Origin of the sequence: Collimonas sp. PA-H2 (assembly GCF_002564105.1) — a bacterium.
Taxonomy (GTDB): domain Bacteria; phylum Pseudomonadota; class Gammaproteobacteria; order Burkholderiales; family Burkholderiaceae_D; genus Collimonas.
The window spans coordinates 1079444-1105194 of the sequence record NZ_PDBX01000001.1 but is presented as its reverse complement, the minus strand read 5'-3'; the positions used below and the strand labels follow the sequence as shown (position 1 = coordinate 1105194).

Here is a 25751-nt window from a genome sequence, read left to right as displayed (position 1 = left end):
GTGCTTACCTATTTTAATTATCGAGGCCATGTTTTCGTAGCAATTCTGTAGCAATAAAACATGATGCACCATGATAAAACGTGAATTGTAGTGAATATTGAAATGCTATCAAATCCCCTTGAAGCCCGCGTAAGCACTGAGAAATCAAGTAATTACAAGGGTAGGAAAATATCTGTTGCCCCGATGATGGACTGGACCGACCGCCACTGCCGCGTCTTCCACCGTCAAATCACAGCCCACACATGGCTATACACCGAAATGGTCACCACCGGCGCCTTGCTGCACGGCGACGTCCCGCGCCACCTGGATTTCGACCAGATCGAGCATCCGGTCGCCTTGCAGCTGGGCGGCAGCGAGCCGGCCGACCTTGCCAGGAGCGCCAAGCTGGGCGAGCAGTGGGGCTACGACGAGATCAATCTGAATTGCGGCTGCCCTTCGGAGCGCGTGCAAAAGGGCGCATTCGGCGCCTGCCTGATGGCGGAATCGACGCTGGTGGCCGATTGCGTCAAGGCCATGCGTGATGCTGTGGCTATCGACGTCACCGTCAAGCACAGGATCGGCATCGACCAGACCGAATCCTATGAATTCGTGCGCGATTTCGTCGGCACGGTGGCGCAAGCCGGATGCCAGACTTTCATCGTGCATGCGCGCAACGCCATCCTGAAGGGGCTCAGCCCCAAGGAAAACCGTGAAATCCCGCCTTTGAAGTACGAATACGCCTATCGGCTGGCGCAGGATTTCCCCGAGCTGGAAATCATCATCAACGGCGCCATCAAGACTACCGCCGAGATCGATTTCCACCTGCAGCATGTCGATGGCGTGATGCTGGGGCGCGAGGCTTATCACAATCCCTACCTGATGGCGGATTTCGATGCCCGCTATTATGGCGCCGCCGAGGCGCAGCCGAAGACGCGCGCCGAGGTGATCGAGGCCATGCTGCCGTATATCCGCAGCCAGCTGGCCTTGCACGGGCGCGACGGCCACGGTTTGCGCCTGAACAGCATCACCCGTCACATGCTGGGACTGATGGCAGGCGTGCCGGGCGCCAAGTCGTTCCGGCAGGCGCTGTCCGACTCGAAACGGCTGGCCCTGGGCGATCCTATGCTGCTGGTCGAGGCATTGGCAAACATGCAACCATTGGCGGCCTGAGCAAGCTTGTCCGGCAGCCGCATGGGGTTTTAGCGTAAAACTACCGAAAGTAGTGTCCGTAAAACATTTTCAGTCTGCTAAATCCTTTAAAATAGCTACCTCTGGCTTACGCTTGGATAGCCAAGGGCGGCGACGCTGCCGCCGCCACAATTCAGCTTAAAGTTTTAACCTAAACATACCCATGCCCCGCGGACCGGCTCACAAGGCGTCCGCAGCGGCTGTCTTCAAGGCGAAACATGTCAATTGCAACTACAGAGGAAATCATTGCTGAACTCCGTGCTGGCCGCATGGTGATTCTGGTGGATGAAGAAGATCGTGAAAACGAGGGCGACCTGGTGCTGGCCGCCGATTTCGTCACGCCGGATGCGATCAATTTCATGGTGCGCCATGCGCGCGGCCTGGTCTGCCTGACCCTGACCGAAGAGCGTTGCGACCAGCTCAACCTGAGCATGATGACCAGCCGTAACGGCACCGCCTACGGCACCAATTTCACGGTATCGATCGAAGCCGCCGAAGGCGTCACTACCGGCATCTCCGCCGCCGACCGCGCGCGCACCATCCAGGTAGCAGTGGCGGCCGACGCCAAGGCTGGCGATATCGTGCAGCCGGGCCATATCTTTCCGATCAAGGCGCGCAAGGGCGGGGTGCTGATGCGCGCCGGCCATACCGAAGCCGGTTGCGACCTGACCGAGATGGCGGGCTTGACGCCGGCCGCGGTGATTTGCGAAATCCTGAAGGAAGACGGCAGCATGGCGCGTTTGCCTGATTTGCTGGAGTTTTCCAAGGAACACGGCTTGAAGGTCGGCACCATCGCCGACCTGATCCACTACCGCGGCCAGCACGAAAGCATCGTCGAACGCCTGGCCGAGCGCACTACGCATACTGCGCAAGGCACGTTCAAGACCATCGCCTACCGCGACACGCCTAGCGGCGGCGCCCATCTGGCGCTGCTGCACGGCACGCCGTCGCCGGACGTGGAAACGCTGGTGCGGGTGCATCAGCCGGTCTCCATCCTCGACTTGCTGGAAACCGAGGCTACCAATCACTCCTGGAACATGGCCTCGGCCCTGGCTGCGATCGCGGCTTCGCCGTGCGGCGTGGTGGTGCTGCTCAACTGCGAAGAATCGGCCGACCAGATCTTCGCCAAGTTTGCGGCGCTGGAAGCTGCCTGCAGCGGCGTCAAGCCGCCGCCGCCGCGAGTCGACCTGCGCACCTACGGCATCGGCGCCCAGATCCTGAAAGATCTCGACGTCGGCAAGATGAAATTGCTGGCCAGCCCGCGCAAGATGCCGTCGATGACCGGCTATGACCTGGAAATCACCGGCTACCAGAACAAGCCGAATGCCTGATCGGGCAGGCAGCAAGCATTAACAATTTTTAGCAGTGCCCGCGCAACAGCAGCAAATGGTAGCACCCGGCAGCAACCAGCAGCAGCGATGTGTAGCAAGGCATTTTTGTAATCAATTTGAATGAAAAAAGCGCCTGGTGCGCATAAGAGGAAAGCCATGACAGTCGGAGTTTACGAAACCAACCTGGACGGTGCTGATCTGCGCATCGGCATCGTGCAAGCGCGCTTCAACGAGGATGTCTGCCACGGCCTGCTGGCGGCCTGTCTGGCGGAACTGAAGCATCTGGGCGTGGCGGATGAGGATGTCTTGCACGTTACCGTGCCGGGCGCCCTGGAAATTCCGCTGGCGTTGCAGAAGATGGCGGAAACCATGCAGTTCGACGCGCTGATCGCCATCGGCGCCGTGATCCGCGGCGAGACCTACCATTTCGAGCTGGTGTCCAACGAATCCGGCGCCGGCATCACCCGCGTCGGCCTCGATGCCGGCATCCCGATCGCCAACGCCGTGCTGACCACCGAGAACGACGAGCAGGCGGAAGCGCGGATGGAGGAGAAGGGCACCGACGCCGCCAGAGTCGCGGTGGAAATGGCCAATCTGTCGATCGCGCTGGAAGAACTGGCTGAAGCCACCAGCGAAGAATAAGATGGCTGCGCGGGTGTGGCGCTGTCGACGCGCTTGCCCGCGCTGTGATTTTCAATACGTTCAGATGATCTGCAAGCTTGCGGCCAAGCCGGCCGCCGGCGAGAGATGAAATGCAGATAAACAAGAAGCAACCCAAGCTGGAAAAATTATGACCACCACTAAAACTTTGCACGCCAATCCGAGCAAGAGCCGCACGCCGCGTCACCGCGCGCGCGAATTCGCGTTGCAGGGCCTGTATCAATGGCTGTTGAACAATGAAGACGTGACTGCCATCAGCGAGCATATCCGCCAGGCGCACGGCTTCGACAAGGCCGATGCCGAACATTTCAATTCGCTGCTGTACGGCGCGATCAAGGACGTCGTCACTTTGCGCGCCGGCCTGGCGCCGCTGATCGACCGCAAGATCACCGAACTGTCGCCGGTGGAGCACGCCGCCTTGCTGATCGGTGCTTTCGAGTTGCAGAACCACGTCGAGATTCCTTATCGCGTCGTCATCAACGAAGCCGTCGAACTGACCAAGTCCTTCGGCGGCATCGATGGCCACAAATATGTAAACGGCGTGCTGGACAAGTTTGCCGCCAAAGCGCGTGTGGATGAAATCAGCGCCGGCAAGAAATCCTGAATCCGTCTTTGCAAGCGGGACCGCCCTACATCGTGCATGATGTAGGGCGGTCCCTGATGTTTCAGGCGATCTAGCCGCGTACCACAGGGCGCGGTTCGCCAATCGGAAAATCTGTTCATGACATTCTCGCATCTCGCTTCACGTCTCGATAACATCGCCCCGTTCCACGTGATGGAACTGGCAAAAATGGCGGCAGCGCTGGAACAGCAGGGCCGCCATATCATCCACATGGGCATCGGCGAACCGGATTTCACTGCCGCGCCGCGGGTGATCGAGGCCGCGGCCAAGGCCATGGCCGACGGCAAAATGCAATACACCTCGGCCACCGGCCTGCCGGCGCTGCGCGAAGCGATCTCCGGCCACTATCGGCAAGTGTATGGACTGGATATCGCACCCGCCCGCATCGTCGTCACCGCCGGCGCCTCGGCCGCGCTGCTGCTGGCTTGCGCGGCCCTGGTGGAAAAGGGTAGCGAGGTGCTGATGCCTGATCCTTCCTATCCATGCAACCGCCATTTCGTCGCCGCCTTCGACGGCCGCGCGAAGATGATACCCAGCGGTCCGGCCGAACGCTTCCAGCTCTCCGACCAGATGGTGCGCGAGCACTGGGGCGACGCTACGCGCGGTGTGCTGCTGGCTTCGCCCTCGAATCCGACCGGCACCTCGATCCTGCACGGTGAACTGGGCAAGATCATCGCCACCGTGCGCGCCAAGGGCAGCTTTTCCATCGTCGATGAAATCTATCAGGGCCTGAGCTACGACGAGGCGCCGTTTTCCGCGCTGTCGCTGGGCGACGACATCATCGTCATCAACAGTTTCTCCAAATATTTCAACATGACCGGCTGGCGTCTCGGCTGGCTGGTGCTGCCGCCGCAACTGGTGGCGCCGATCGAAAAGCTGGCGCAGAACCTGTTCATCTGCCCTTCCTCGATTGCACAGCATGCGGCGCTGGCCTGCTTCGAAAAGGACTCGCTAGCCTTGTACGAAGCACGCAAGGCTGAGTTCAAGCGCCGCCGCGACTACCTGGTGCCGGCCCTGGTCGAACTGGGCTTCAAGGTGCCGGTGGTGCCGGACGGCGCCTTCTACGTGTATGCCGATTGCAGCGCGCTGCTCAAGGACGGCGGCGACGCCGACCAGCTGGTCAAGGATATCTTGAACCAGGTTGGCGTCAGCATGGTGTCGGGCCTGGATTTTGGCGCCCACACCGCGCAGCGCTATATCCGCCTGTCGTATGCAACCTCGATGGAAAATCTGCAGGAAGCAGTGCGCCGGCTGGACCAGTACATCAGCCAGAATCAACAACGGACTTAACTACGGAATTAACTACGGAATTGAGACATTGTCCGCTGCCGGCATCTCGGCAGTATTGAAAAAGGAGCTCCCATGCACTTCGTTTTTCCGCCCAAACCGGCAGCTGCGGTACCCGTAGCCGGTAGCGATCAATTGTTCCCGGTGCACAGAATCTACTGCGTTGGCCGCAACTATGCCGAGCATGCCAAGGAGATGGGCAGCAGCGGCCGCGAAGCGCCGTTTTTCTTCATGAAGCCGGCGGATGCGGTATTGCCGGTAGCGCAGGGCAGCATCGGTGAGATGCCGTATCCGCCGATGACGCAAGACCTGCATCACGAAATCGAACTGGTGGTGGCGCTGTCCACCGGCGGCAAGAACATTCCGGCGGCGGAAGCCATCAAGCACATCTGGGGTTATGCGGTCGGACTCGACATGACGCGCCGAGATCTGCAAGGCGAAGCCAAGAAACTGGGGCGGCCGTGGAGCACGGGCAAGGGCTTCGACCATTCGGCGCCGATTTCCGCGATCCAGCCTGCCGGCCCCAGCGGCCTGATCGAACAAGGTGATATCCGCCTGAACGTGAACGGCGTTTTGCGCCAGCAAGGCGATATCAGCCAGATGATCTGGAACATCGCTGAAACCATCGAGCAGTTGTCCGCTTACTTTGAATTGCAGGCCGGCGATCTGATTTTTACCGGCACGCCGGCAGGAGTGGCGGCGGTAGGCAAGGGCGATCTGCTGGAAGGCTCGGTAGCCGGCGTCGGCGAGTTGCGGGTGCGCCTGGTCTAGGTAGATATAAATGAAACTGTATAGCTATTTCCGCAGCTCCGCCGCTTATCGCGTGCGGATTGCCCTGAACCTGAAGGGGCTGCCTTACGATATCGTGCCGGTGCATCTGCTGAAGCACGGCGGCGAGCAGCTGAGCCAGATGTACCGCACCCTGAACAGCGACGGCCTGGTGCCGACCCTGGTCGAGGAAGATGCCGCGGGCGGCCAGGCAGTGCTGACGCAATCGCTGGCGATCCTGGAGTACCTGGAAGAAGTCCAGCCGGCGCCGGCCTTGTTGCCGGCGACGGCGCTGGATCGTGCTTTTGTGCGCAGCATCGCGCTGGCTATCGCCTGCGACATCCATCCCATCAACAATCTGCGCGTGCTGCGTTACCTGGTGCACGAACTGAAGGTCGACGAGAATGCCAAGAACACCTGGTACCGCCACTGGTGCGAGAGCGGCTTGGCAGCGCTGGAAACCACGCTGGCGCGCGATGGCCGCAGCGGCAAGTTCTGTTTCGGCGACACGCCGACTTTCGCCGACTGCTGCCTGGTGCCGCAGATATTCAATGCGCAGCGCCTCAAATGCGATCTGGAGGCGATGCCGACGTTATTGCGGATTTACCAGAATTGCCAGGAGCTGGATGCCTTCATCCAGGCGGCGCCGCAAAGCCAGCCGGACGCCGAAGCCTAGGGCAAGGCTGAACAAAAAAGCCAGGATTCGCGAGAGTCCTGGCTTTTTTTTCAGGCCGCGGCCTGGATCGGCTCGGCCAGAATCGGCTCGGCCGGATGAAAACTCTCGGCGCGCGCGATCGGCCAGTATTTCGCAAACACCGGATAGCGGTAATTCTGGTTTAGCAAATCACCCGGCTTCAGGTAAGGCAGCAGGTCGGACATCAGCTTCACTTCATGGTCGGAAGTGCGTCGCACGATGTGATGCGCGCGCAAGGCGGAAGCGTGCGGCAAGCCCGCGGCTTGCACCAGTTCCTGCAGCGCATGCAGGGTGCTCTCGTGGAAACGGTGCACGCGTTCGGCCTTGTCCGGCACCACCAGCGCCTTCTGGCGGCCGACATCCTGGGTCGCCACGCCGGTCGGGCAGCGGTCGGTATGGCAGCTTTGCGACTGGATGCAGCCCAGCGAAAACATGAAGCCGCGCGCCGAATTGCACCAGTCGGCGCCGATCGCCAGCGTGCGCGCCAGGTCGAAGGCGGTGATCACCTTGCCGCTGGCGCCGATCTTGATACGGTCGCGCAGGCCAGCTCCGACCAACGCGTTATGCACCAGCAGCAAGCCTTCCTGCAAGGGCATGCCGACGTGATCGACGAATTCCAGCGGCGCCGCGCCGGTGCCGCCTTCGGAGCCATCCACCACGATGAAGTCAGGCAGTATGCCGGTCTGCAGCATGGCTTTGACGATGCCGAAAAATTCCCAGGGATGACCGACGCACAGCTTGAAACCAACCGGCTTGTCGCCCGACAGGGTGCGCAATTTCTGGATGAATTCCAGCAGGCCGATAGGATTCGAAAACGAGGAGTGGGTAGCCGGTGAAATGCAGTCCACACCCATCGGCACCCCGCGCGTCGCCGAAATTTCCGGCGTGATCTTGGCCGCCGGCAGTACGCCGCCATGGCCTGGCTTGGCGCCCTGCGACAGTTTCACCGTGATCATCTTCACCTGCGGCGAGGTCGCCTGCGCCACGAATTTCTCTTCGTTGAAGCTGCCGTCGCCGTTGCGGCAGCCGAAATAGCCGGAAGCAATCTGCCACAGCAGGTCGCCGCCGAATTCGCGATGATAGGGCGAGATCGAACCTTCGCCGGTGTCATGCGCAAAGCCGCCTTTTTTAGCGCCGTGATTGAGGGCGCGGATGGCGTTGGCGGACAAGGCGCCGAAGCTCATCGCCGAGACATTGAACACCGACATCGAATACGGCTGCGCCCGCTCGGCGCCCACCGTAACGCGGAAATCGTGGCTGGCGATGATGGTCGGCGACAGCGAGTGGCCGACCCATTCATAGCCGCGCATCTTGACATCCAGTTCGGTGCCGAAGGGCCGGCTGTCTACATCGCCCTTGGCGCGCTGGTAGACCAGGCTGCGTTCCTTGCGCGTGAACGGCGCACCGTCGTTGTCGCTCTCGAAAAAATACTGCCGCATTTCAGGGCGGATCATTTCAAACAGAAAGCGGAAATGCCCCATCAATGGATAGTTGCGCAGGATGGCGTGGCTGCGCTGGTTCATGTCCCAGATGCCAAGTGCGCTCAGCAGCGCCGGCGCCACCGCCCACCACCAGGTAATTTTTCCAAGCGCGGCGCCGGCGGCAAGCGCCACCGTCAGCAGCAGCACTATCCAGAAACTTAGGTAACGACTGACTTTCATGATTTCTTCCTTTTATCGCTGGTGATTGCTGCTGCGAGACGACCCGCCTATGGGAGCGGCGCTTCGGCAGTGGCAAGCTGACAATTTTACACACTCATGGCTCGCTCTGGGCTGGCGCAGCTTCCGTTTGTCCTACAAGCCTATCCGTTGCCGTCCTATATGCCTTCTGGCCGGGCTTGGTTAGTATGGATACAAGTTAGCGCCGGTGACATGCCGCGGCAGCGGCATTTCCACACTATGCAAAGGAGCAGCTCATGAAAATCAAGAAAATCATCGCGGGCGTATTGATTGGCGTCGCTGGTTTCAGCGGCGCTTCGCTGGCATTGGCGGCAGATGGCTCCAAGGCCAGCTACAGCGCTGCGCAAGATGCGGCAGATGCTACATACAAGGCCGATAGAGCCAGGTGCGATTCGCTCAGCGGCAACGGCAAGGACGTATGCGTCAAGCAAGCCGAGGCAACGCGCGAACACAGCAAGCAGGACGCCAAGGCGGAATACAAGAACACTCCCAAGGCACTGGCCAGTGCGCGCAAATCCGAAGCGGATGCCGACTACGCGGTAGCCAGGGAAAAATGCGACAGCCTGGCGGGCAACGCCAAGGATGTCTGCATCAAGCAAGCCAAGGCTGGACAAGCCAATGCAGTCGCCAACGCCGATAAGCAGCTGGAGATCACCAAGGCCAATGCCGACGCGCGTGAAGAGCGTGCCGACGCGCGCTACAAGGTTGCGCTTGCCAAGTGCGATGCGCTGGCCGGCGCTGCCAAGGACGATTGCGTAACGACCGCCAAGGCCGCATTGAACAAGTAATCGGAGGGCGGCCGCGCTGGCGCTTTGCGCCGCTGCGGCCTCACATGGCTGGGAAGAGTTGATTTTTACGAATTTGTTTACATTGATGCCGGGCGGCCGCACACTAAACATCATGCAATGCCTTCCGCTTTGTCCCGAGCCTGCTGCTTGCAAGCGCCAGGCTGCGACAACGCTGAATAACCTAACTGATTGTGACGGTTGAACAGATGATAAAAATCCTGGTGGTTGATGATCATGCTGTGGTGCGTGCTGGCGTCCAGTTCTTCGTCGCTGACATTGCGGAGTACGAGATCGCAGGCGAAGCTGCCAATGCGCAAGAAGCGATACAGCTGGTCCGTGCCAATGACTATGACATCGTGCTGCTGGACATCGCGATGCCGGACAAGAGCGGGGTGGAGGTGCTGAAGCAGATCAAGCGCGAGAAGCCGAAGCTGCCGGTGCTGATGCTCAGCATGCACCCGGAAAGCCGCTATGCGGTGCAGGTGCTGCGCAGTGGGGCTGACGGCTATGTGCAGAAGGAGGCGCTGGCGACCGAGCTAGTGAAGGCGATCAGTACGATATTGCAAGGCCATAAATACATCAGCTATGGCGTCGCCGAATTGCTGACGGCGGACCCTGCAAGCAATGAAAATACGCCCTTGCACGAAACCCTGTCAGCGCGCGAGTATGAGATCTTTTACAAACTGAGCCAGGGCGAAGGGGTGACCAAGATCGCAGAGGAATTGTGCCTGAGCGTAAAAACCATCAGTACCTATCGCACCCGAGTCCTGCAGAAAATGAGCATGGCCAGCAACGCCGATATTATTTATTATGCAATCAAGAATAATTTGATCGACTAGAAGTTTAATTTATTCAAAGGACAGCAAGCCGCACTGCAATCATCCGCATGATGCCGTACCGAGGGACTTGCCAGTCCCTAGCACCCAGTTCTGGCGCAATGCATGAAACAAATGAGTTCACCCGTCGTCAGCCAATATGGACCATACAACAGCTTCCAATACCATCAGATCGGGCGTCGCGCCGCTGCGGATTTTTCTTGTGGAAGATTCGGTCGACGTGCGCGATCTGATGATTGAAACCTTGAGCGAAATTCCAGGCGTGGTATTCGCTGGATTTTCCGAAGAGGAAGACGATGCCTTGCAAAAGATCGACGCCGACTCTTTCGATGTGCTGATCCTGGATATCGAGCTGAAGAAGGGCAATGGCATGAGCCTGCTGCGCACGCTGTCAAAATCGGCGAAACCGCTCAATTCGCTGAAGATCATTTTCAGCAATAACGTCAGCAACGCCTTCAGGCGCGCCGGAGAACAATACGGCGTGCGGTTTTTCTTCGACAAGAGTTCTGAATTTACCAAGCTGCGTGATTTGCTGGCGGCCTTGGGAACCGGTTTGCCGGATCATTGATTGTTCCGCGGTCGTTCCGGATATCATTGGTCATATCAGCCCGCTCGGCTTGAGCGGGCTTTTCATGTTTCTGAAACCGCGGATTCATCCCGCTGCCGCGCGGATCCTTGATGCCGGCATGCACATGCAGCGACGTTCCTGGAGGCGATTTGGATAATATAGAGCGCGAAGCAGGCGCGAGCGGCAATCCGCATTATCATGATTTGCTGAAGACGCGCGCGCTGGACAGTCTGGCGGCGACCAAAACCTATGTCTGGCGCACCACCGCGGCCGCGCTTGCGGTGAGCATGCTGGTGCTGGCGGTTTCGGCGCTGGTGCTGGCCGCCTGCCTGTATCAGATCACGCTGCCGTTTTCCGAATCGCAGCCGCCGCTCATGCGCGCCAACACCGCGGCCGGATTCCTGCTGGCCACCGTCAGTCTGATCGTGCAATGCCTGGTGGTCGGACCGCGGCGGCTGATCACCCTTTTCGGCCAGTTGCTGGCGCTCTTGCTGCTGGTGCTGGCCGCCGCCGCCCTGATGCAAAATTTCATGGGCAGCGCCGGCTGGCTCGATACCGTTCTCGTCCAGCTGGCGCTGCAGCCGAGCGTGCGCCTTGCCAGCGGCTTGCATCCGATGGTAGCCATCGGCTTCATTTTTGCGGGAAGCGCGCTGCTGCTGCTCGATTTCCGTCTCGGCAAAGAACAGTACGTCGCCGAGTACCTGGCGATCTTCCTGCTGTTCCTTAGCGCCATTCCACTGCTCGGCTATCTGTACAACGTTGCGGCCATGACCCAGATGGTGTATGCCACCAGTATCCCGCTGCTGTCGGCGCTGGCGTTCCTGCTGTGCGGCCTGGCGCTCATGATGTCGCGCCCGCGCCACCGGCTGATGGCGATCATCACCCGCCATGCCCCGGGCGGCCAGATGCTGCGCCGTTCCTTGCCGCAGATGCTGATCCTGCTGGTCGCCTTGCACTGGCTGGCGGACTGGGGCGCGCGCCATGACTTATACGACCGCAGTTCGCTGCCGCCCTTGCTGACGCTGGTCGACGGCGTGCTGGTGCTGTTCATTTTCTGGCGCGCCGGCGGCAAGGTCGACCTTGAATACGGCGCGCGCCTGCAGAGCGCAGCCGAGCTGGCCGAAGCCACCGCGCTGCTGATCGCGGTCAGCGACAACACCAACGATCCGATCTTCGTCAAAGACCGCCTGGGGCGGCTGATTTTTGCCAATCCGGCCTGCCTGCGCCGGCTGGGGCTGAGCTGGGACCAGGCAAAATACCGGCGCAGCCGCGAGATCCTGCCGCTGGCCGAAGATGCCGACAAGGTGGATCAGGATGATATCCGCATCATGAATGGCGGCGTCTCGGAAACACTGGCGCAAACCATGCAGCTGCCGGAGGGGATCGTGACCTTCCAGACCACCATCTCGCCCTGGTTCGATCAGCAAGGACAGGTCATGGGCGTGGTCGGCATCGCCACCGACATCAGCGAGCGCAAGCGCGCCGAAGACTCGCTCAAGCAGCGCGAGCTGGAACTTGAGCGCACCATCGCCCAGCGCACCGCCTTGCTGCGCGAACTGGCCAACCATATGGAAACCATCCGCGAAGAAGAGAAACGGGCGATTGCGCGCGAGCTGCACGACAATATGGGGGCCTCGCTGACGGCGCTCAGCATGCACCTGGAAGGCGTCTACAAGATCCTGCCGCAGGATGCCCACTGGCAGAACCGCCAGGGCCAGATGCAGACTTTGCTGAGCTCGCTGGTGGCGACCACGCGGCGCATCCAGACCGAGTTGCGGCCGAACATGCTTGAGCTGTTCGGCTTGAAGGCGGCGATCGCCGAACAGCTGGAAGATTTTGGCGCGCGTACCGAAATCCTCTGTAGATCCAGCTTGCCGGATGAAGACATTACGATCGACCACCGCATCGAAATCGCGGTGTATCGCATGCTGCAGGAGATCCTGAACAACGTGTCCAAGCACGCTCATGCCAGCCAGGTGGAGGTGATTCTGGATATCGATGAAGACCGGCTGGCGCTGACGGTGCGCGACAACGGCGTCGGCATGTCGCAGGAGCGTTTTGAAAACACCAGCACCCACGGTTTGCGCGGCTTGAATGAAAGAGCGACCTACCTCGGCGGTAAAGTGCGCTTTTCCGCGGGAAAGGATAAAGGCACCGCGGTGGTGATCGAACTGCCCATTTCGGTGCAAGTGCAAAACAGCGGCGAGCAGGCTGATACCTGACAAGGCAGCTGGCCGCCGGGCTGAAGATCAGGATAAGCGTGTCTCAGGTCGGACAGATATCGGTCGCCACCAGGACGCTGCACGGCACCTTTTCAACCAGCATGGTGTCCACCGAGCCGCGCCACCAGCGCGTCGCCAGCGGTTTCTTGCGCGAGTGGCCGACGATCACCAGGTCGATGCCCAGTTTGTTGACCAGGTCACTGATAACATTGACAGGTTCGCCGCTTTCAAAGTGGTCGATCGGCTTGAGGCCGGCGTCGGTGAGGAGTTTGTGACCCTTGATCAGCTCTTGTTCGAGCAGGGTTTTTTCCGCCCTGATTGCGGATTCGGCGACAAATTCGCCCGCCATCAGATAGGTTGCGAGATTGATGACGCCCAGCAGATGGACCTCAACTCCGGGGCCGGGCGCCAGCTGGATACAGGAATATAAAGCAGAACGACTTTCAGGCGTGCCATTGTAGGCGACGAGAATTTTCCGGTACATATGCATGCCCTCCTGAAAATTGTATTTGCAATGGTGTCTGTCTTCATCATAGCGCAGACTTGAGCTGCGAACCAGCAGCCATTGCGCTAATTCCAAAGTGAATTTCGCTGGGCGATTTTGTGTGCCGGAAGCGGATTCCCGCGCCGGCCAGGGTAGGGCGTTTTATCCGGTGGCGTTCTTTCCCGAATACTGCAAATTGGCGTGGCGTGATCAATAAAGCGCAAAAATACGTCACTATTGCGCGTTGCGCCAATATAAAAGTAGACTTACTGCGTACTTTGCTGCCGCGCGGATCGAAGAATGCCGAAGCGCGATTGATTAATGAATAGGTGAAGGAAGATGGATGTCGGATGAAATCGTGATTGTAGGCGGTGGCGCGGGTGGGCTGGAGCTGGCTTGCAAGCTTGGCCGCAAACTGGGAAGCGGTCACGTGACCCTGGTCGATCGGGCGCTGTACCACATCTGGAAACCGTCTCTGCACGAAGTCGCAGCAGGCACCCGCGATATCCATCAGGAAGGCCTGTCTTACCAGATGTTGGCACACGACAATAAGTTTCGCTTCGTGTACGGCAACATGACGGCACTCGACAGCGCCAGCAACACCATCACCGTGGACGCCGTCACCGACGAGTCGGCCACCGAACTGCTGCCACCGCGCCAGATCGCATTCAGCAAGCTGGTGATAGCGGTCGGCAGCGTCTCCAATTATTTCGGCATTCCGGGCGCCGAGCAAAACACCATTTCGCTGAATTCGACCGAAGATGCCGAACAATTCCGAGTGCGCCTGCTGAAAATGCTGGCGCTGGCGGATTTGAAGAAAGAAAAAGATCCGGATGCCGGCGTCGATATCGTGATCGTCGGCGGCGGCGCTACCGGGGTCGAGCTGGCGGCCGAATTGCGCGATGCCAGCAGCGTCTATACCGACTACGATTTTCCGCATCTGAACCCGAACCGCGATGTCCGCATCACCATCCTGGAAGGCGCGCCGCGGCTGCTGGCGCCGCTCACAGAACGCGTTTCCAAAGCCGCCAGCAAGCTGCTGCAGGAGCGAGAGGTGAAGGTGGTGACAGATTGCCGCGTCGCCAGCATCGCCGAGAATTTTGTCACCGACGCCAACGGCAACAACTACGCTTCCGACCTGTGCGTCTGGTCGGCCGGCATCAAGGCGCCGGATTTCCTCAAGGGGCTGGGGCTGCCGGTGATCAAGTCCGGCCAGCTGGAAGTGGATGGCTTGTTGAAGGTGGCCGGTTCCGCCAATATCTATGCGCTGGGCGATTGTGCAGCCTGCATCGGCAGCGACGGCAAGATGGTGCCGCCGCGGGCGCAGGCGGCGCATCAGCAGGCTGACTACCTGGTCGAGATGTTCGTGCGCGCCAGCAAAGGCCAGGCGGCATCCGATGCGCCCTATATCTACAAGGACCATGGCTCGCTGGTGTCGTTCGGCAGGAATACATCGGTCGGCACGCTGATGGGTTCGCTCACCAAGCTGGGCTGGTTCGTCGACGGCTTCTTCGCGCGCATGATGTACACCAGCCTGCACCTGATGCACCTGAACGCCTTGCTGGGGCCGGTGCGCACCGGCGTCACGGCCGCCGCCAGCGGCTTGATGAAACACGCCAAGCCGTCGGTCAAGCTGCATTGATTGTCAGTCCAGCGGACAGTTGTTGGTCGTTACGTCAGGTGTAACCATGTTGTGCAAATGTAAAAGTATGTATCGTTTGCAGGCATTTGACGGCGGCTCGGCTATAGTCCAACTTAACAACCGTGGCTTCGCAGTTGGCGAGGTAGCGGTTTTTTGATGGTGTTATTAGGGCCGTATGTCCCTTGAAGGATGCAATCATGCTGCACAAAAAATGGATCTGTATTGCTCTGCTGGCTAGCTCTGCCGCCGTAGTGTCTACCTCGGCCATGGCTTACGATGACGGCGCCAATACCGCGATCGGCGCAGTTGCCGGCGCAGTGATCGGCGGCGCTGTCGGCGGCCGCAACGGCGCGATTGTCGGCGGCGTGCTCGGCGCCGCGGTGGGCGCGACTTCCGGCGGCTATCGCCAGGGCGGCTACTATGAGCGCGACGGCTATTACGATCGTCCGGCAACCTACTATCAGCCTGCTCCCGTGTATTACCGCCCAGCTCCGGTCTACTATCGTCCTGCGCCGGTGTACTATCAGCCAGCCCCGGTCTACTACCGTCCGGCGCCGGTCTATGTCGAGCAACGCCGCGACGACTATTACTACCAGCAGCCGTATCAAGGCGGCTACTACGAACGCTGAGCGCTGCCAGGCCAGAAACAAGTTATCTCCCCGCGACGCCGGTCCAGATGTGAATCTGGACCGGCGTTTTGCATGGGCCGGCAAGATTCTCAGCTATCAGGCGGCGACACTAGGTCCTATAGTGAAAGATGACGACAAGCCCGTCGCCGCCCGAGAAGGAGACGCCATGTCCAAAACCAGATTGCCTGCCGCTGCCGCCAAGCCTGTCACAGAAAAGAAGAAGCAAACCGTCAATCCGGCGGATCGCTGGACCGGCCACGCCCTGGATGGCAGCCAGCAGATGGATATCGTGGAAGAGCAGATGTATGTGAATGAGCCCGGGTCGACCAAAGACCAGCCCCTGGTACAGCCGCAGCCCTCCAAATAGAGCACAGACGACATGTTATTCAATGTTGTACCATGTTAATAAATTTGCTAGCTTATAATCGGACCTGGTGTCCTGACTAAGGACGCTGGATACCTTCCCGAAAAATGCAGCAGCATAAAAAACAGGAAAATCATGTCGATTCATTTGCAGGGAGCGGGGGCAACACGCGCTGTGCGACGGTTGCGCTCCGGCTTGCTGCTTGTGCTTGCCGGCGCCATGTTCGGCGTCGCGGCGCAGGCGGCTGAAGTCGATTCCGCCGCGGTTCCGGACACCATCAAACAGCGCCTCACCGCCTGCACCGCCTGCCACGGCGAACAGGGCCGCGCCACCAACAACGGCTACTACCCGCGCATCGCCGGCAAGCCGGCCGGCTATCTCTACAACCAGCTGCACAACTTCCGCGAAGGGCGGCGCCAGTATCCGATGATGACTTATCTGGTCGATCATCTGTCGGACGCCTACCTGCAGGAAATCGCCGCCTATTTTGCCGACCAGCACCCGCCTTATCCGCCGCCCCAGCCTTACGATCCGTCCGAGGCCGCCCGTGCCCGCGGCGAAATGCTGGTCAACAAGGGCGACGCCGGCAAGCAGATCCCGGCCTGCATCGCCTGCCATGGCAGCGCCATGACCGGCGTGCTGCCGACCACCCCGGGTTTGCTCGGTTTGCCGCGCGATTACCTGGTCAGCCAGATCGGCGCCTGGAAAAACGGCGCGCGTCATGCGGTGGCGCCGGATTGCATGGCGCAGCTTGCGCAGCGCTTGAGTGCTGAAGATATCGGCGCGGTGGCATCCTGGCTGGCGGCGCAGCCGGTGCCGGCCGGCGCCGCCGCGGTTGCCCCCGGCTCCGTCAAACTGCCGCTGGCTTGCGGCAGTGTCCCTGTCCCGAATTGAGCGGAGCGAACATGAAACGATTACTGATGTGGCTGGTGGGCGCAGCTTTGCTGCTGATCGCCGCCGCGTTCGCCGTGCTGGCGCTGCTGAATGCCGATGACGATAGTGGCGCGGCAAGGCCGCCGGCGACGGCCGTGGCGGATCCTGCCGCACAGATTGTCAAGGGCGCCTATCTGGTGCGCAGCGGCGACTGCATTGCTTGCCATACCGCGCGCGGCGGCAAGGAACTGGTCGGCGGGCGCGCCATACAGACCCCGTTCGGCGCCATCTATTCGCCCAATCTGACGCCGGACAAGGACACCGGCATCGGCAGCTGGAGCGCCGAGGATTTCTGGCGCGCGCTGCATAACGGCAAATCGAAGGACGGCAGCCTGCTGTATCCAGCCTTCCCCTACACCAATTACACCAAGGTCACGCGCGAAGATGCCGACGCCATGTTCGCCTATCTGCGCAGCGTGGCGCCGGTGGCGCAAAAGAACCTGGCGCCCGCTTTGCGTTTTCCCTATAACAACCGGAACCTGCTGTACGGCTGGCGCGCGCTGTATTTCCGGCCCGGCGTGTATCAGGAAGAGAAGGGCCAGTCGGTGGAGTGGAATCGCGGCGCCTACCTGGTGCAGGGCCTGGGCCACTGCAGCGCCTGCCACACCACCCGCAACGCGCTCGGCGGCAGCGACCTCAAGGCAGAACTGGGCGGCGGCTTTATCCCGGTGGTGAACTGGTATGCGCCATCGCTGACATCGGATGATGAAATCGGCCTGGGCGACTGGGATATCGAGCACATCACCGGCTTGCTGAAAAACGGCGTCTCGCCGCGCGGCACGGTGCTGGGGCCGATGGCGGAAGTGGTGGGCGCCAGCCTGCAGCACTTGAGCGACGCCGACGTCAAGGCCATGGCGGTCTACCTGAAATCCTTGCCGCGCCAGAAGGAAGCGGAGCCGGCCAAGGAACGCGCCAGCGCGGATGAGGTGGCGCGGGTGCTGGAACAGGGCGGGAAGATCTACAAGAACCATTGCGCCGATTGCCACCAGGCTTCCGGCAAAGGCACATGGCCGGCGTATCCGCCGCTGGCCGGCAATCATGCCATCACCATGGCGTCGCCGGTGAATGCGATCCGGGTGGTGCTGAACGGTGGCTTCTCGCCGAGCACGGCAGCCAATCCGCGTCCCTATGGCATGCCGCCTTACGGTCCGGCTTTGAGCGACGGTGAAGTGGCGGCGGTGGTTTCCTACATCCGCAACAGCTGGGGCAACAAGGCGCCGATAGTCAATTCAGCCGAGGTCAACCGCTATCGCGCCATTCCTCTGGATTAAAGCGATCCCGGGTTAAAGAAAAGCAGCATGAAGGTCATTGGCGACCCCAGCTACGCGCCCCGGTCTCGGCGACCCCGCCTCGTCGGCCACGTCTAGGCGACCCCGTCCAGGCGATCCCGTCCAGGCGACCCCGTCCAGGCGACCCCGTCTCGGCGACCCCGTCATTCCCGCGAACGCGGGAATCCATTTTGATTATCCGGCTCAGCAACATGGATCCCCGCGTTCGCGGGGATGACGGGGGCGCCGAGCTGGAGTTGGCGCGTCGATTGCATGCGGATTCAGGTAGCCAGCATGATCTTGCCGATATGCGAGCTGCTTTCCATCAGCGCATGGGCTTGCGCCGCCTGTTCCAGCGGGAAGGTCTGGAAGATCACCGGCTTGATTTTCCTGGACGCCAGCAGCGGCCAGACGCGCTCGCGCAACTGCGCCGCAATGGCAGCCTTGAAAGCGATCGGGCGCGGCCGCAGGGTGGAGCCGGTGATGGTCAGGCGCCGCATCAGCACCTGGCGGAAATCGATGCTGGCGCTGCTGCCGCCGAGCGTGGCGATGAATACCAGGCGGCCGTCGTTGGCCAGGCAGCTGATTTCGCGCGGCACATAGTCGCCTGCCACCATGTCGAGGATGACGTCGACACCCTTGCCGTCGGTCGCTGCCTTGATCACGGCGGCGAAATCTTCCGTGCGGTAATTGATTCCGCGTTCGGCGCCCAGCGCTTCGCAGGCGCGGCATTTTTCATCCGAACCGGCGGTCGCAAACACGCGGTGGCCGAGCGCCGTGGCGATCTGGATCGCCGCCGCACCGATGCCGGAACTGCCGCCTTGCACCAGCAGGGTTTCACCGGGGCTGAGACGGGCGCGGTCGAAGACATTGCTCCACACCGTGAAAAAGGTTTCCGGCAGCGAAGCCGCTTCCACCGCGCTCCAGCCCTGCGGCAGCGGCAGGCATTGCGCCGCCGGCGCGCTGCAGTATTCGGCATAGCCGCCGCCCTGCACCAGGGCGCACACCAGGTCGCCCTTTTTGAAGGAAGTGCCACTGAAATCGCCATCGACGATTTCGCCGGCGATTTCCAGACCCGGCAAATCGGAAGCGCCCGGCGGCGGCGAATAATTGCCGGTGCGCTGGAATACGTCGGGCCGGTTGATGCCAGCGGCCTGCACTTTGATCAGTACTTCGCCGGCCTTGAACGACGGCACAGGGCGTTCGCAGATTTGTAAAACCTCCGGGCCGCCGGGTTGGGTAATTTCGATAGCGCGCATGGCATGGTCTCTTGGGGAAAACGGTCATTGTATGACAAACACGATTTTCTCTTTTGCGAGCGGCAGTGATAGCTTTTCTGTATTAGCTAGGGATAGCCATTCAAGTTATTATTTTGATGCTTTTGGGCAAAATTTACCGTAAGGTAAGCTGTAGTTATCCGGGCATGGTTAAAACAGCCAATGATCGACCGCGCAACTATTGCACGCAACAAGGCCGCCTCCAAGCCGGCGTGGACCAGCAAAAGCGTGTCGCCAGCGACGCGCCAGGCCAGCACGCGCCAGCGCCGGCGCGCGCTGTGGGTCTGTATCGGCCTTATTTTAATGACATTGCTGCTACTGCCAGTCGCCAGCGTCATGGGGCCGGTGTTCCCGTTTTTCCTGCCTTCCTACCAGACCGCGACCGTAGTCGCCTACGTCATCATCACCTACCTGATTTTCGGCCACTATCGCGCCACCAAGGAAGTTGATCTGCTGTACATCGGCGCCGGCTGCTTCTATGCCGCGGTGATCCTGATCATGCAGTTCCTCGCCATGCCGGGCGCCTTCGTGCCGCAGGAAGGGCTGCTGGGTGGCGCCCAGACCACCATCTGGCTGTGGTTCCTGTGGCATGCCGGCCTTGCGCTCAGCATCCTGCTGTATGCGGTCAGCCGCTGGTGGAGTCCTTCCTGGCTGGCCAGCCATCCCGAGCGCATGCCGGGCTGGCTGATCGCGGTGGTGCTGGCGGCGCTGGCGGCGAGCTTGTTGCCCGTGATCGTATTCCATTCGGAATTGCCGAAGCTGATCGAGCACGGCAACTTCCATCGCGTCACCACCAGCGGCCTCGGTTTCCTGCTGCAGACCCTGACGGCGCTAGCCATGCTGATCCTGTGGCGCGCCACCGGCTTCAGGGCGGTGCTGCATGTGTGGCTGGGAGTGGCCCTGGTCGCCCTTCAATGCGACAACGTGATCACCATGGCCGGCGGCAGCCAGTTCTCCATAGGCTGGTATCTCGGCCGCTGCAACGCCCTGATCGCGGCCACGCTGCTGCTGCTGATCTATTTGCGCGAAATGAACCAGGTCTATCTCAAGACCGTGCAGGACGCGCGCTTGCTGGCGCTCAACAACGCCATGCTGGAAGTGCAGATGGACCAGGTGCGGCTGGATGACCTGACCGGCCTGCCCAGCCGTTCGCTGTTCCTGGAACTGGCGGAAACCTTGCGCGGCCGCGGCAGCGTCAGCCGCCAGGCGGTAGCGCTGCTGTTTATCGATCTCGACGGCTTCAAACGGATCAACGACAACCTGGGCCATGAGCGCGGCGACGCCGTGCTGGTCGAGGTGGCGGCGGCGCTGCGTCTGGCGTTGCGCGACAGCGATATCGCCGGCCGTGTCGGCGGCGACGAATTCGTGGTCTGCCTGGTGGCGCCGGCCTTGTCCATCAAAGCCATTGCGACCGCGGTGGCGAGCCGCATCGTCAGCCGCGTCGCCGAGATTGGCGACGGCATCGGCTGCAGCATCGGCATCGCCCTGTGCCAGGCGGAACACCTGGAATGGGACTCGGCCTTGCGCCAGGCCGACGAAGCTATGTACCAGGCCAAGCGGCAGGGCAAGAGCCGTTTTACCGTGTACGGACATTCCCTGCTTGACGAAGTAGCCTGAGCCGTTGCACTGCGGTTCGCAGTCGCCGGCCGGCAGTTGCCGGGCTGGTTGATGTCAATAAATTAATGATCGAGGAATTCGATTGTTGAACCTTATATTTTCCGTTTTTCATTTGATTTTCTGTCAGCCATACTGCCTTGCATCCGCGCTAGTCATGAATGTAATCTGGGAATCATAGAGTTTGGCGGCGCCGGCTTATGTTCAAATTATTCAACAGTTAATGCTTAGCCAGCTCAGCCAGCTCAGGAGAACAGCATGCACGCAGACATGATTTTATTGAACGGCCGTTTTCATACGGTCGACCAGTCGCAGCCGCTGGCGACGGCGGTGGCCATCCAGGATGGCAGGTTCCTTGTCGTCGGCGACGCCGAAGAAGTCATGCGGCAGCGCGGGCAGGACACGCAAGTGATCGACCTGCAAGGGCGTACGGTGATCCCCGGCCTGAACGATTCCCACCTGCACCTGATCCGCGGCGGCCTCAACTACAACCTGGAGTTGCGTTGGGAAGGTATGCCCTCGCTGGCCGATGCCTTGCGCATGCTGAAGGAACAGGCGCTGCGCACGCCGCATCCGCAATGGGTGCGCGTGGTCGGCGGCTGGACCGAATTCCAGTTCGCCGAAAAGCGCATGCCGACGCTGGAAGAAATCAACGCCGCCGCAACCGATACGCCGGTATTCATCCTGCACCTGTATGACCGCGCCTTGCTCAACCGCGCGGCCTTGCGCGCGGTCGGTTATACCAAGGACACGCCAAATCCGCCCGGCGGCGAAATCCAGCGCGATGCCGCCGGCAATCCGACCGGCATGCTGATCGCCAAGCCGAACGCCATGATCCTGTACGCGACGTTGGCGAAAGGACCGGCGCTGCCGCGTGAGCAGCAAGTCAATTCGACCCGCCAGTTCATGCGCGAACTGAACCGCCTCGGCGTCACCAGCGCCATCGATGCCGGCGGCGGTTTCCAGAACTACCCGGAGGACTACGCCATCATCGACCAGCTGGCGCGCGACCGGCAACTGACGATACGCATCGCCTACAACCTGTTCACCCAGCGCAAGGGCCAGGAGCTGGAAGATTTCGAGAAATGGACCGGCATGGTCAAGCCTGGCGATGGCGACGATTTTTACCGCCATAACGGCGCCGGCGAAATGCTGGTGTTTTCCGCCGCCGACTTTGAAGATTTCCTGGAGCCGCGGCCGGAGCTGGCCGCCGGCATGGAAGGCGAGCTGGAAAAAGTGGTGCGTCACCTGGTGTCGCAGCGCTGGCCGTTCCGCCTGCATGCGACCTACGACGAGTCGATCAGCCGCATGCTGGATGTGTTTGAAAAAGTGAACCGTGAAATTCCTTTCGACGGCTTGCACTGGATCTTCGACCATGCCGAGACCATCACGCCGCGCAATATCGAAAGAGTGCGCGCGCTCGGCGGCGGCATCGCGATCCAGCACCGCATGGCGTTCCAGGGTGAATATTTTGTCGAGCGCTATGGCGCCGACGCCGCCAGGCACACGCCGCCGGTGGCGCGCATGCTGGAGATGGGCGTGCCGGTCGGCGCCGGCACCGACGCCACCCGGGTCGCCAGCTACAACCCGTGGACGGCGCTTTACTGGCTGGTGTCGGGACGCACCGTCGGCGGCATGCGCTTGTACGATGCGGCTGGCCAGTTATCGCGCCACACCGCGCTGGAATTGTGGACCGCCGGCAGCGCCTGGTTCTCCAGCGAGCAGGGCAAGAAAGGCCGCATCAAGCAAGGCCAGCTGGCCGACCTGGCGGTGCTGTCAGCCGACTTCTTTGCGGTCGACGAAGACAGCATCAAGGCGCTGGAATCGGTGCTGACGGTGGTCGGCGGAAAAATAGTCTACGGCGCTGCAGAATTCAGTCCGCTGGCGCCGCCGCCGATTCCGGTGCTGCCGGATTGGTCGCCGGTGAAAGCCGTGCCGGGCCATTATCGCCAGCTGCGGCACACGCAACAGCAGCAGCGCCAGGCTCTGCCGCATCAATGCGCCGGCGCCTGCGGCGTGCACGCGCATGCACACGATGCGGCGCGCAAGTCGGCGGTGCCGGTGTCCGACTATTCCGGCTTCTGGGGCACACTGGGTTGCAGCTGTTTTGCCTTTTGATTTTTTACAGCAAAGGAAGGTCATGCCTGACATGAATAATCTGCGGACCCGGCAAAGCATTGCCTTGAGTTTTTTGGCCGGCTATGTCGATACTGTCGGCTTCATTGCCTTGTTCGGCTTGTTCACGGCGCACGTCACCGGCAATTTCGTGCTGATCGGCAGCGAGCTGGCCAATCCCTCGCACGGCGTGCTGATCAAGTTGCTGGCCTTTCCTGCGTTTATCTTCGCCGTGGCGCTGACGCGCATGGTGGTGATCTGGCTGGAGCGGGGCGGCCGGGCGCCGCTGTTCTATCTGCTGTTGCTGCAACTGGTTTTCCTGCTGGGCTTCATGCTGGCCGGTTATCTGGTCGAGCCGGTCACCGATTCGCGCGCGCCGCTGGCGCTGCTGGCCGGCATGCTGGGCGCCGCCGCCATGGGCGTGCAGAACGCCAGCAGCCGCCTGCTCCTGCAGCATCTGACGCCGACTACCGTGATGACAGGTAATGTCACGCAGGTGATCATCGACCTGGTCGATATCGCGCGCGGCGCGGCGACTGAGGAGATACGGCAGCGCTGCAGCAAGTTCTTCTGGCCTATCGTGGCGTTCGGCGCGGGGGCCATCGGCGGCGCCTTCGCCTACAAGCATCTGTTGTTTCTGGCGCTGCTGCTGCCGCTGGCGCTATTGCTCTGGCTGAGCATCAAGGAATATCTTTCGGAAAAGAGCGGAGCCGCTACGCCATCAACTTTATAATATCTATAGATATTTACCGCATTATTGTGAAATTGCCAATCTGGCGATCACGGCTATGGATATGAGGCGACGACAGCGATGACCTATTTGTTTCATTTGATCGAGCAATACGGGCTGATCATCGTCTTTTTCAACGTGCTGGCCGAGCAACTGGGCGCGCCGGTGCCGGCCTATCCGACGCTGGTGATCACCGGCGCGCTGATGCATCGCGGCGAATACTCGGCGCCGGTGCTGTTGCTGACGGCGGTGGCGGCGGCCCTGATCGCCGATTTCTTCTGGTACATGGCGGGCCGCCGTTACGGCCGCAAAGTGCTGTCGACGCTGTGCCGCATTTCCTTGTCGCCGGATTCCTGCGTGCGCCAGACTGAATCGATCTATTCGCGCTGGGGCGCGCGCTCGCTGCTGGTCGCCAAGTTCATTCCCGGTTTCGCTTCCATCGCCAGCGCGCTGGCCGGCACGGTCAACACCAGGCGCGCCACCTTCATTCTCTACGACGGCCTGGGGGCCGCCGTGTGGGCCGGCCTGGCGATCTACCTCGGCTCGCTGTTCAGCACCACTATCGATGATCTGCTGGGCGTGCTGACCGAACTCGGCCAGTACGGCATGATGCTGGTGGCGGCCGCCTTTGCCGTCTTTGTCGCCAACAAATGGTGGCAGCGCTGGCGCTTCCGCCGCTCCCTGCGCATGGCGCGCATTTCGGTAGCCGAGCTGGACCAGCTGCTCAAGCAGGGCTTGACGCCGGCCATCGTCGACATACGCTCGCCGGCATCGCAGCAGAGCGGGCGCATTCCCGGCGCGCTTGCCATCTCGCACAAGGAAATCAATACCTTTGTCTTTGACGCGCCGATAGACGAGGAAGTGATCGTCTATTGCGCCTGCCCCAACGAAGCATCGGCGGCGCTGGTCGCCAAACAGTTGATGCAGCGCGGCTACAAGAAGGTGCGGCCACTGTCGGGCGGCATCGATGCCTGGATCGCCGCCGGCCACGCGATCGATTCCTAGTCATCTGCGATACAACGCATCTCTTTAGCGGGAGTTCCATGTTCCGAATCAGTCTCGATGCACTGCTGATCCTCGACGCCATCGACCGCCGCGGATCGTTTTCCGCCGCCGGCAGCGAGCTGCACCGGGTGCCTTCGACGATTTCCTATACCGTCTCCAAGCTGGAGCAGGACCTTGGCGTGCAAGTGTTCGAGCGGCAGGGGCCGAAGGTGGCGCTGACGCGCGCCGGCGCGGAACTGCTGAAGGAAGGCCGCTATCTGCTGAAGGCGGCGGAAGACCTGGAACACCGTGTGCGCCGGGTGGCCTCCGGCTGGGAAACCGAATTTACCATCTGCATCGATTCCTTGTTTTCCGTCAGCGCGCTGGAATCCGATATCCATGCCTTCTGCAGCGTCGCCGACAAGACCCGCTTGCGCATCGCCCGCGAATCGCTGGCCGGCACCTGGGAAGCCCTGCTGGAGCGCCGCGTCGACTTGCTGATCGGCGCGCCGGGGCAGGGGCCGGCCGGCGGCGGCTACGTCGCCGAACAGATGGGCACGATATCGTTCGTGTTCGCGGTGGCGCCGAATCATCCACTGGCCAAGGTGAAGAAGGTATTGGGCAAGGCCGAGCTGCATCCTTATCGCGCCATCAGCGTCGCCGATTCGGCGCGCAAGATGCCATCGCGCACGGTGGGTTTGCTGTTCGGGCAGGATACGCTGACGGTGCCTGACATGCGCAGCAAATATGCCTTGCAGCTGGCCGGCATCGGCTTCGGCTTCCTGCCCGAGCCATGCGCGCGCGCGGCGATCGCCTCGGGGGCCTTGATCGTCAAGCAGGTGGAGGAGCCGAAACCCGATGAAACGTTTTCGATGGCATGGCGCACCGGCGAAGAAGGCGCAGCGTTAGCTTGGTGGATGGACCGCGTGCGCTATACCGATGCCATGGCGCGCCTGGTCCAGCACGTGCCCGGACAGTCTTGAAAACAGGCCGGCAAGCAAGCGTTTGCCGTCACGTGCCGCAGGCCTGAAGATCAGAAGGGCAGGTCGAATAGCGCAATGCTGGCCAGTAAAAACTCATCATAAAGAA

At 61.0% G+C, this 25751-nt stretch carries 24 protein-coding genes; 21 read left to right on the top strand and 3 right to left on the bottom strand.

What is annotated here, in order from left to right:
• Positions 1-102 precede the first annotated feature (102 nt).
• The 7 genes from dusA to maiA all read left to right on the top strand — a co-directional run bounded on the left by dusA (position 103) and on the right by maiA (position 6511).
• The gene (dusA, locus tag BCF11_RS04995) at positions 103-1149 is read left to right on the top strand and encodes a tRNA dihydrouridine(20/20a) synthase DusA (RefSeq protein WP_098493763.1); all 1047 of its coding nucleotides are present in this window, start codon (positions 103-105) and stop codon (positions 1147-1149) included.
• 236 nt (positions 1150-1385) lie between these two features.
• Positions 1386-2498, top strand: a complete 1113-nt coding sequence (gene ribBA, locus BCF11_RS04990) for a bifunctional 3,4-dihydroxy-2-butanone-4-phosphate synthase/GTP cyclohydrolase II (RefSeq protein WP_098493762.1) — start codon at positions 1386-1388, stop codon at positions 2496-2498.
• A 156-nt stretch (positions 2499-2654) separates the two neighbouring features.
• Positions 2655-3140 (top strand): 6,7-dimethyl-8-ribityllumazine synthase, encoded by a 486-nt coding sequence (gene ribH, locus BCF11_RS04985; protein ID WP_098493761.1) that lies wholly within the window; start codon positions 2655-2657, stop codon positions 3138-3140.
• A gap of 148 nt (positions 3141-3288) precedes the next feature.
• A complete protein-coding gene (nusB, locus tag BCF11_RS04980; protein WP_098493760.1) occupies positions 3289-3762 on the top strand; it encodes a transcription antitermination factor NusB in 474 nt (157 codons plus the stop codon).
• A gap of 117 nt (positions 3763-3879) precedes the next feature.
• Positions 3880-5070, top strand: coding sequence for a pyridoxal phosphate-dependent aminotransferase (locus BCF11_RS04975; RefSeq protein ID WP_098493759.1), 1191 nt, complete (start codon positions 3880-3882; stop codon positions 5068-5070).
• 72 nt (positions 5071-5142) lie between these two features.
• Positions 5143-5838 (top strand): fumarylacetoacetate hydrolase family protein, encoded by a 696-nt coding sequence (locus BCF11_RS04970; protein WP_098493758.1) that lies wholly within the window; start codon positions 5143-5145, stop codon positions 5836-5838.
• Between the two features lie 10 nt (positions 5839-5848).
• Complete coding sequence (maiA, locus tag BCF11_RS04965) at positions 5849-6511, top strand: maleylacetoacetate isomerase (protein WP_098493757.1); 663 nt, start codon at positions 5849-5851, stop codon at positions 6509-6511.
• 50 nt (positions 6512-6561) lie between these two features.
• Here the strand turns inward: maiA and BCF11_RS04960 are convergent, their stop codons facing one another.
• Positions 6562-8190: an FMN-binding glutamate synthase family protein gene (locus tag BCF11_RS04960; RefSeq protein ID WP_098493756.1), complete on the bottom strand. Its 1629-nt coding sequence runs from the start codon at positions 8188-8190 to the stop codon at positions 6562-6564.
• Positions 8191-8444: 254 nt separating this feature from the next.
• Between BCF11_RS04960 and BCF11_RS04955 the strand changes: the two genes are divergently transcribed.
• From BCF11_RS04955 to BCF11_RS04940, 4 genes are all read left to right on the top strand, one after another.
• The gene (locus BCF11_RS04955; protein WP_098493755.1) at positions 8445-8996 is read left to right on the top strand and encodes a hypothetical protein; all 552 of its coding nucleotides are present in this window, start codon (positions 8445-8447) and stop codon (positions 8994-8996) included.
• A gap of 206 nt (positions 8997-9202) precedes the next feature.
• Positions 9203-9835, top strand: coding sequence for a response regulator transcription factor (locus BCF11_RS04950; RefSeq protein WP_098493754.1), 633 nt, complete (start codon positions 9203-9205; stop codon positions 9833-9835).
• A gap of 136 nt (positions 9836-9971) precedes the next feature.
• A complete protein-coding gene (locus BCF11_RS04945; protein WP_098493753.1) occupies positions 9972-10400 on the top strand; it encodes a response regulator in 429 nt (142 codons plus the stop codon).
• A gap of 149 nt (positions 10401-10549) precedes the next feature.
• Entirely contained in the window at positions 10550-12622 is a 2073-nt protein-coding gene (locus tag BCF11_RS04940; RefSeq protein ID WP_233212374.1) for a PAS domain-containing protein, read from the top strand.
• A gap of 43 nt (positions 12623-12665) precedes the next feature.
• Here the strand turns inward: BCF11_RS04940 and BCF11_RS04935 are convergent, their stop codons facing one another.
• Positions 12666-13106 (bottom strand): universal stress protein, encoded by a 441-nt coding sequence (locus tag BCF11_RS04935; protein ID WP_098493751.1) that lies wholly within the window; start codon positions 13104-13106, stop codon positions 12666-12668.
• A 343-nt stretch (positions 13107-13449) separates the two neighbouring features.
• Here BCF11_RS04935 and BCF11_RS04930 point away from each other — a divergent pair, with 343 nt between their 5' ends.
• From BCF11_RS04930 to BCF11_RS04910, 5 genes are all read left to right on the top strand, one after another.
• Complete coding sequence (locus BCF11_RS04930; protein WP_098493750.1) at positions 13450-14748, top strand: NAD(P)/FAD-dependent oxidoreductase; 1299 nt, start codon at positions 13450-13452, stop codon at positions 14746-14748.
• A gap of 197 nt (positions 14749-14945) precedes the next feature.
• Positions 14946-15377: a glycine zipper 2TM domain-containing protein gene (locus BCF11_RS04925; protein WP_199110754.1), complete on the top strand. Its 432-nt coding sequence runs from the start codon at positions 14946-14948 to the stop codon at positions 15375-15377.
• Between the two features lie 166 nt (positions 15378-15543).
• A complete protein-coding gene (locus BCF11_RS04920; protein ID WP_098493749.1) occupies positions 15544-15744 on the top strand; it encodes a hypothetical protein in 201 nt (66 codons plus the stop codon).
• Between the two features lie 132 nt (positions 15745-15876).
• Positions 15877-16635, top strand: coding sequence for a c-type cytochrome (locus BCF11_RS04915; RefSeq protein WP_143751259.1), 759 nt, complete (start codon positions 15877-15879; stop codon positions 16633-16635).
• 11 nt (positions 16636-16646) lie between these two features.
• Positions 16647-17945: a cytochrome c gene (locus tag BCF11_RS04910; RefSeq protein ID WP_098493748.1), complete on the top strand. Its 1299-nt coding sequence runs from the start codon at positions 16647-16649 to the stop codon at positions 17943-17945.
• A 278-nt stretch (positions 17946-18223) separates the two neighbouring features.
• On the opposite strand, the gene BCF11_RS04905 is transcribed toward BCF11_RS04910, so the two are convergent.
• Entirely contained in the window at positions 18224-19201 is a 978-nt protein-coding gene (locus BCF11_RS04905) for an NAD(P)H-quinone oxidoreductase (protein ID WP_098493747.1), read from the bottom strand.
• Positions 19202-19381: 180 nt separating this feature from the next.
• Between BCF11_RS04905 and BCF11_RS04900 the strand changes: the two genes are divergently transcribed.
• The 5 genes from BCF11_RS04900 (at position 19382) to BCF11_RS04880 (ending at position 25645) form a co-directional block, all read left to right on the top strand.
• On the top strand, positions 19382-20836 hold the full coding sequence (locus BCF11_RS04900) for a diguanylate cyclase (RefSeq protein ID WP_098493746.1): 1455 nt from the start codon (positions 19382-19384) through the stop codon (positions 20834-20836).
• A 255-nt stretch (positions 20837-21091) separates the two neighbouring features.
• Complete coding sequence (locus tag BCF11_RS04895; protein WP_098493745.1) at positions 21092-22951, top strand: amidohydrolase; 1860 nt, start codon at positions 21092-21094, stop codon at positions 22949-22951.
• A 22-nt stretch (positions 22952-22973) separates the two neighbouring features.
• Positions 22974-23681: a YoaK family protein gene (locus BCF11_RS04890; RefSeq protein WP_233212373.1), complete on the top strand. Its 708-nt coding sequence runs from the start codon at positions 22974-22976 to the stop codon at positions 23679-23681.
• 78 nt (positions 23682-23759) lie between these two features.
• Positions 23760-24683 carry a DedA family protein/thiosulfate sulfurtransferase GlpE gene (locus BCF11_RS04885; RefSeq protein WP_098493744.1) on the top strand — a complete coding sequence of 308 codons (924 nt, stop codon included), beginning with the start codon at positions 23760-23762 and terminating at the stop codon, positions 24681-24683.
• Between the two features lie 38 nt (positions 24684-24721).
• Positions 24722-25645 carry a LysR substrate-binding domain-containing protein gene (locus BCF11_RS04880; protein ID WP_098493743.1) on the top strand — a complete coding sequence of 308 codons (924 nt, stop codon included), beginning with the start codon at positions 24722-24724 and terminating at the stop codon, positions 25643-25645.
• Positions 25646-25751: the final 106 nt, after the last annotated feature.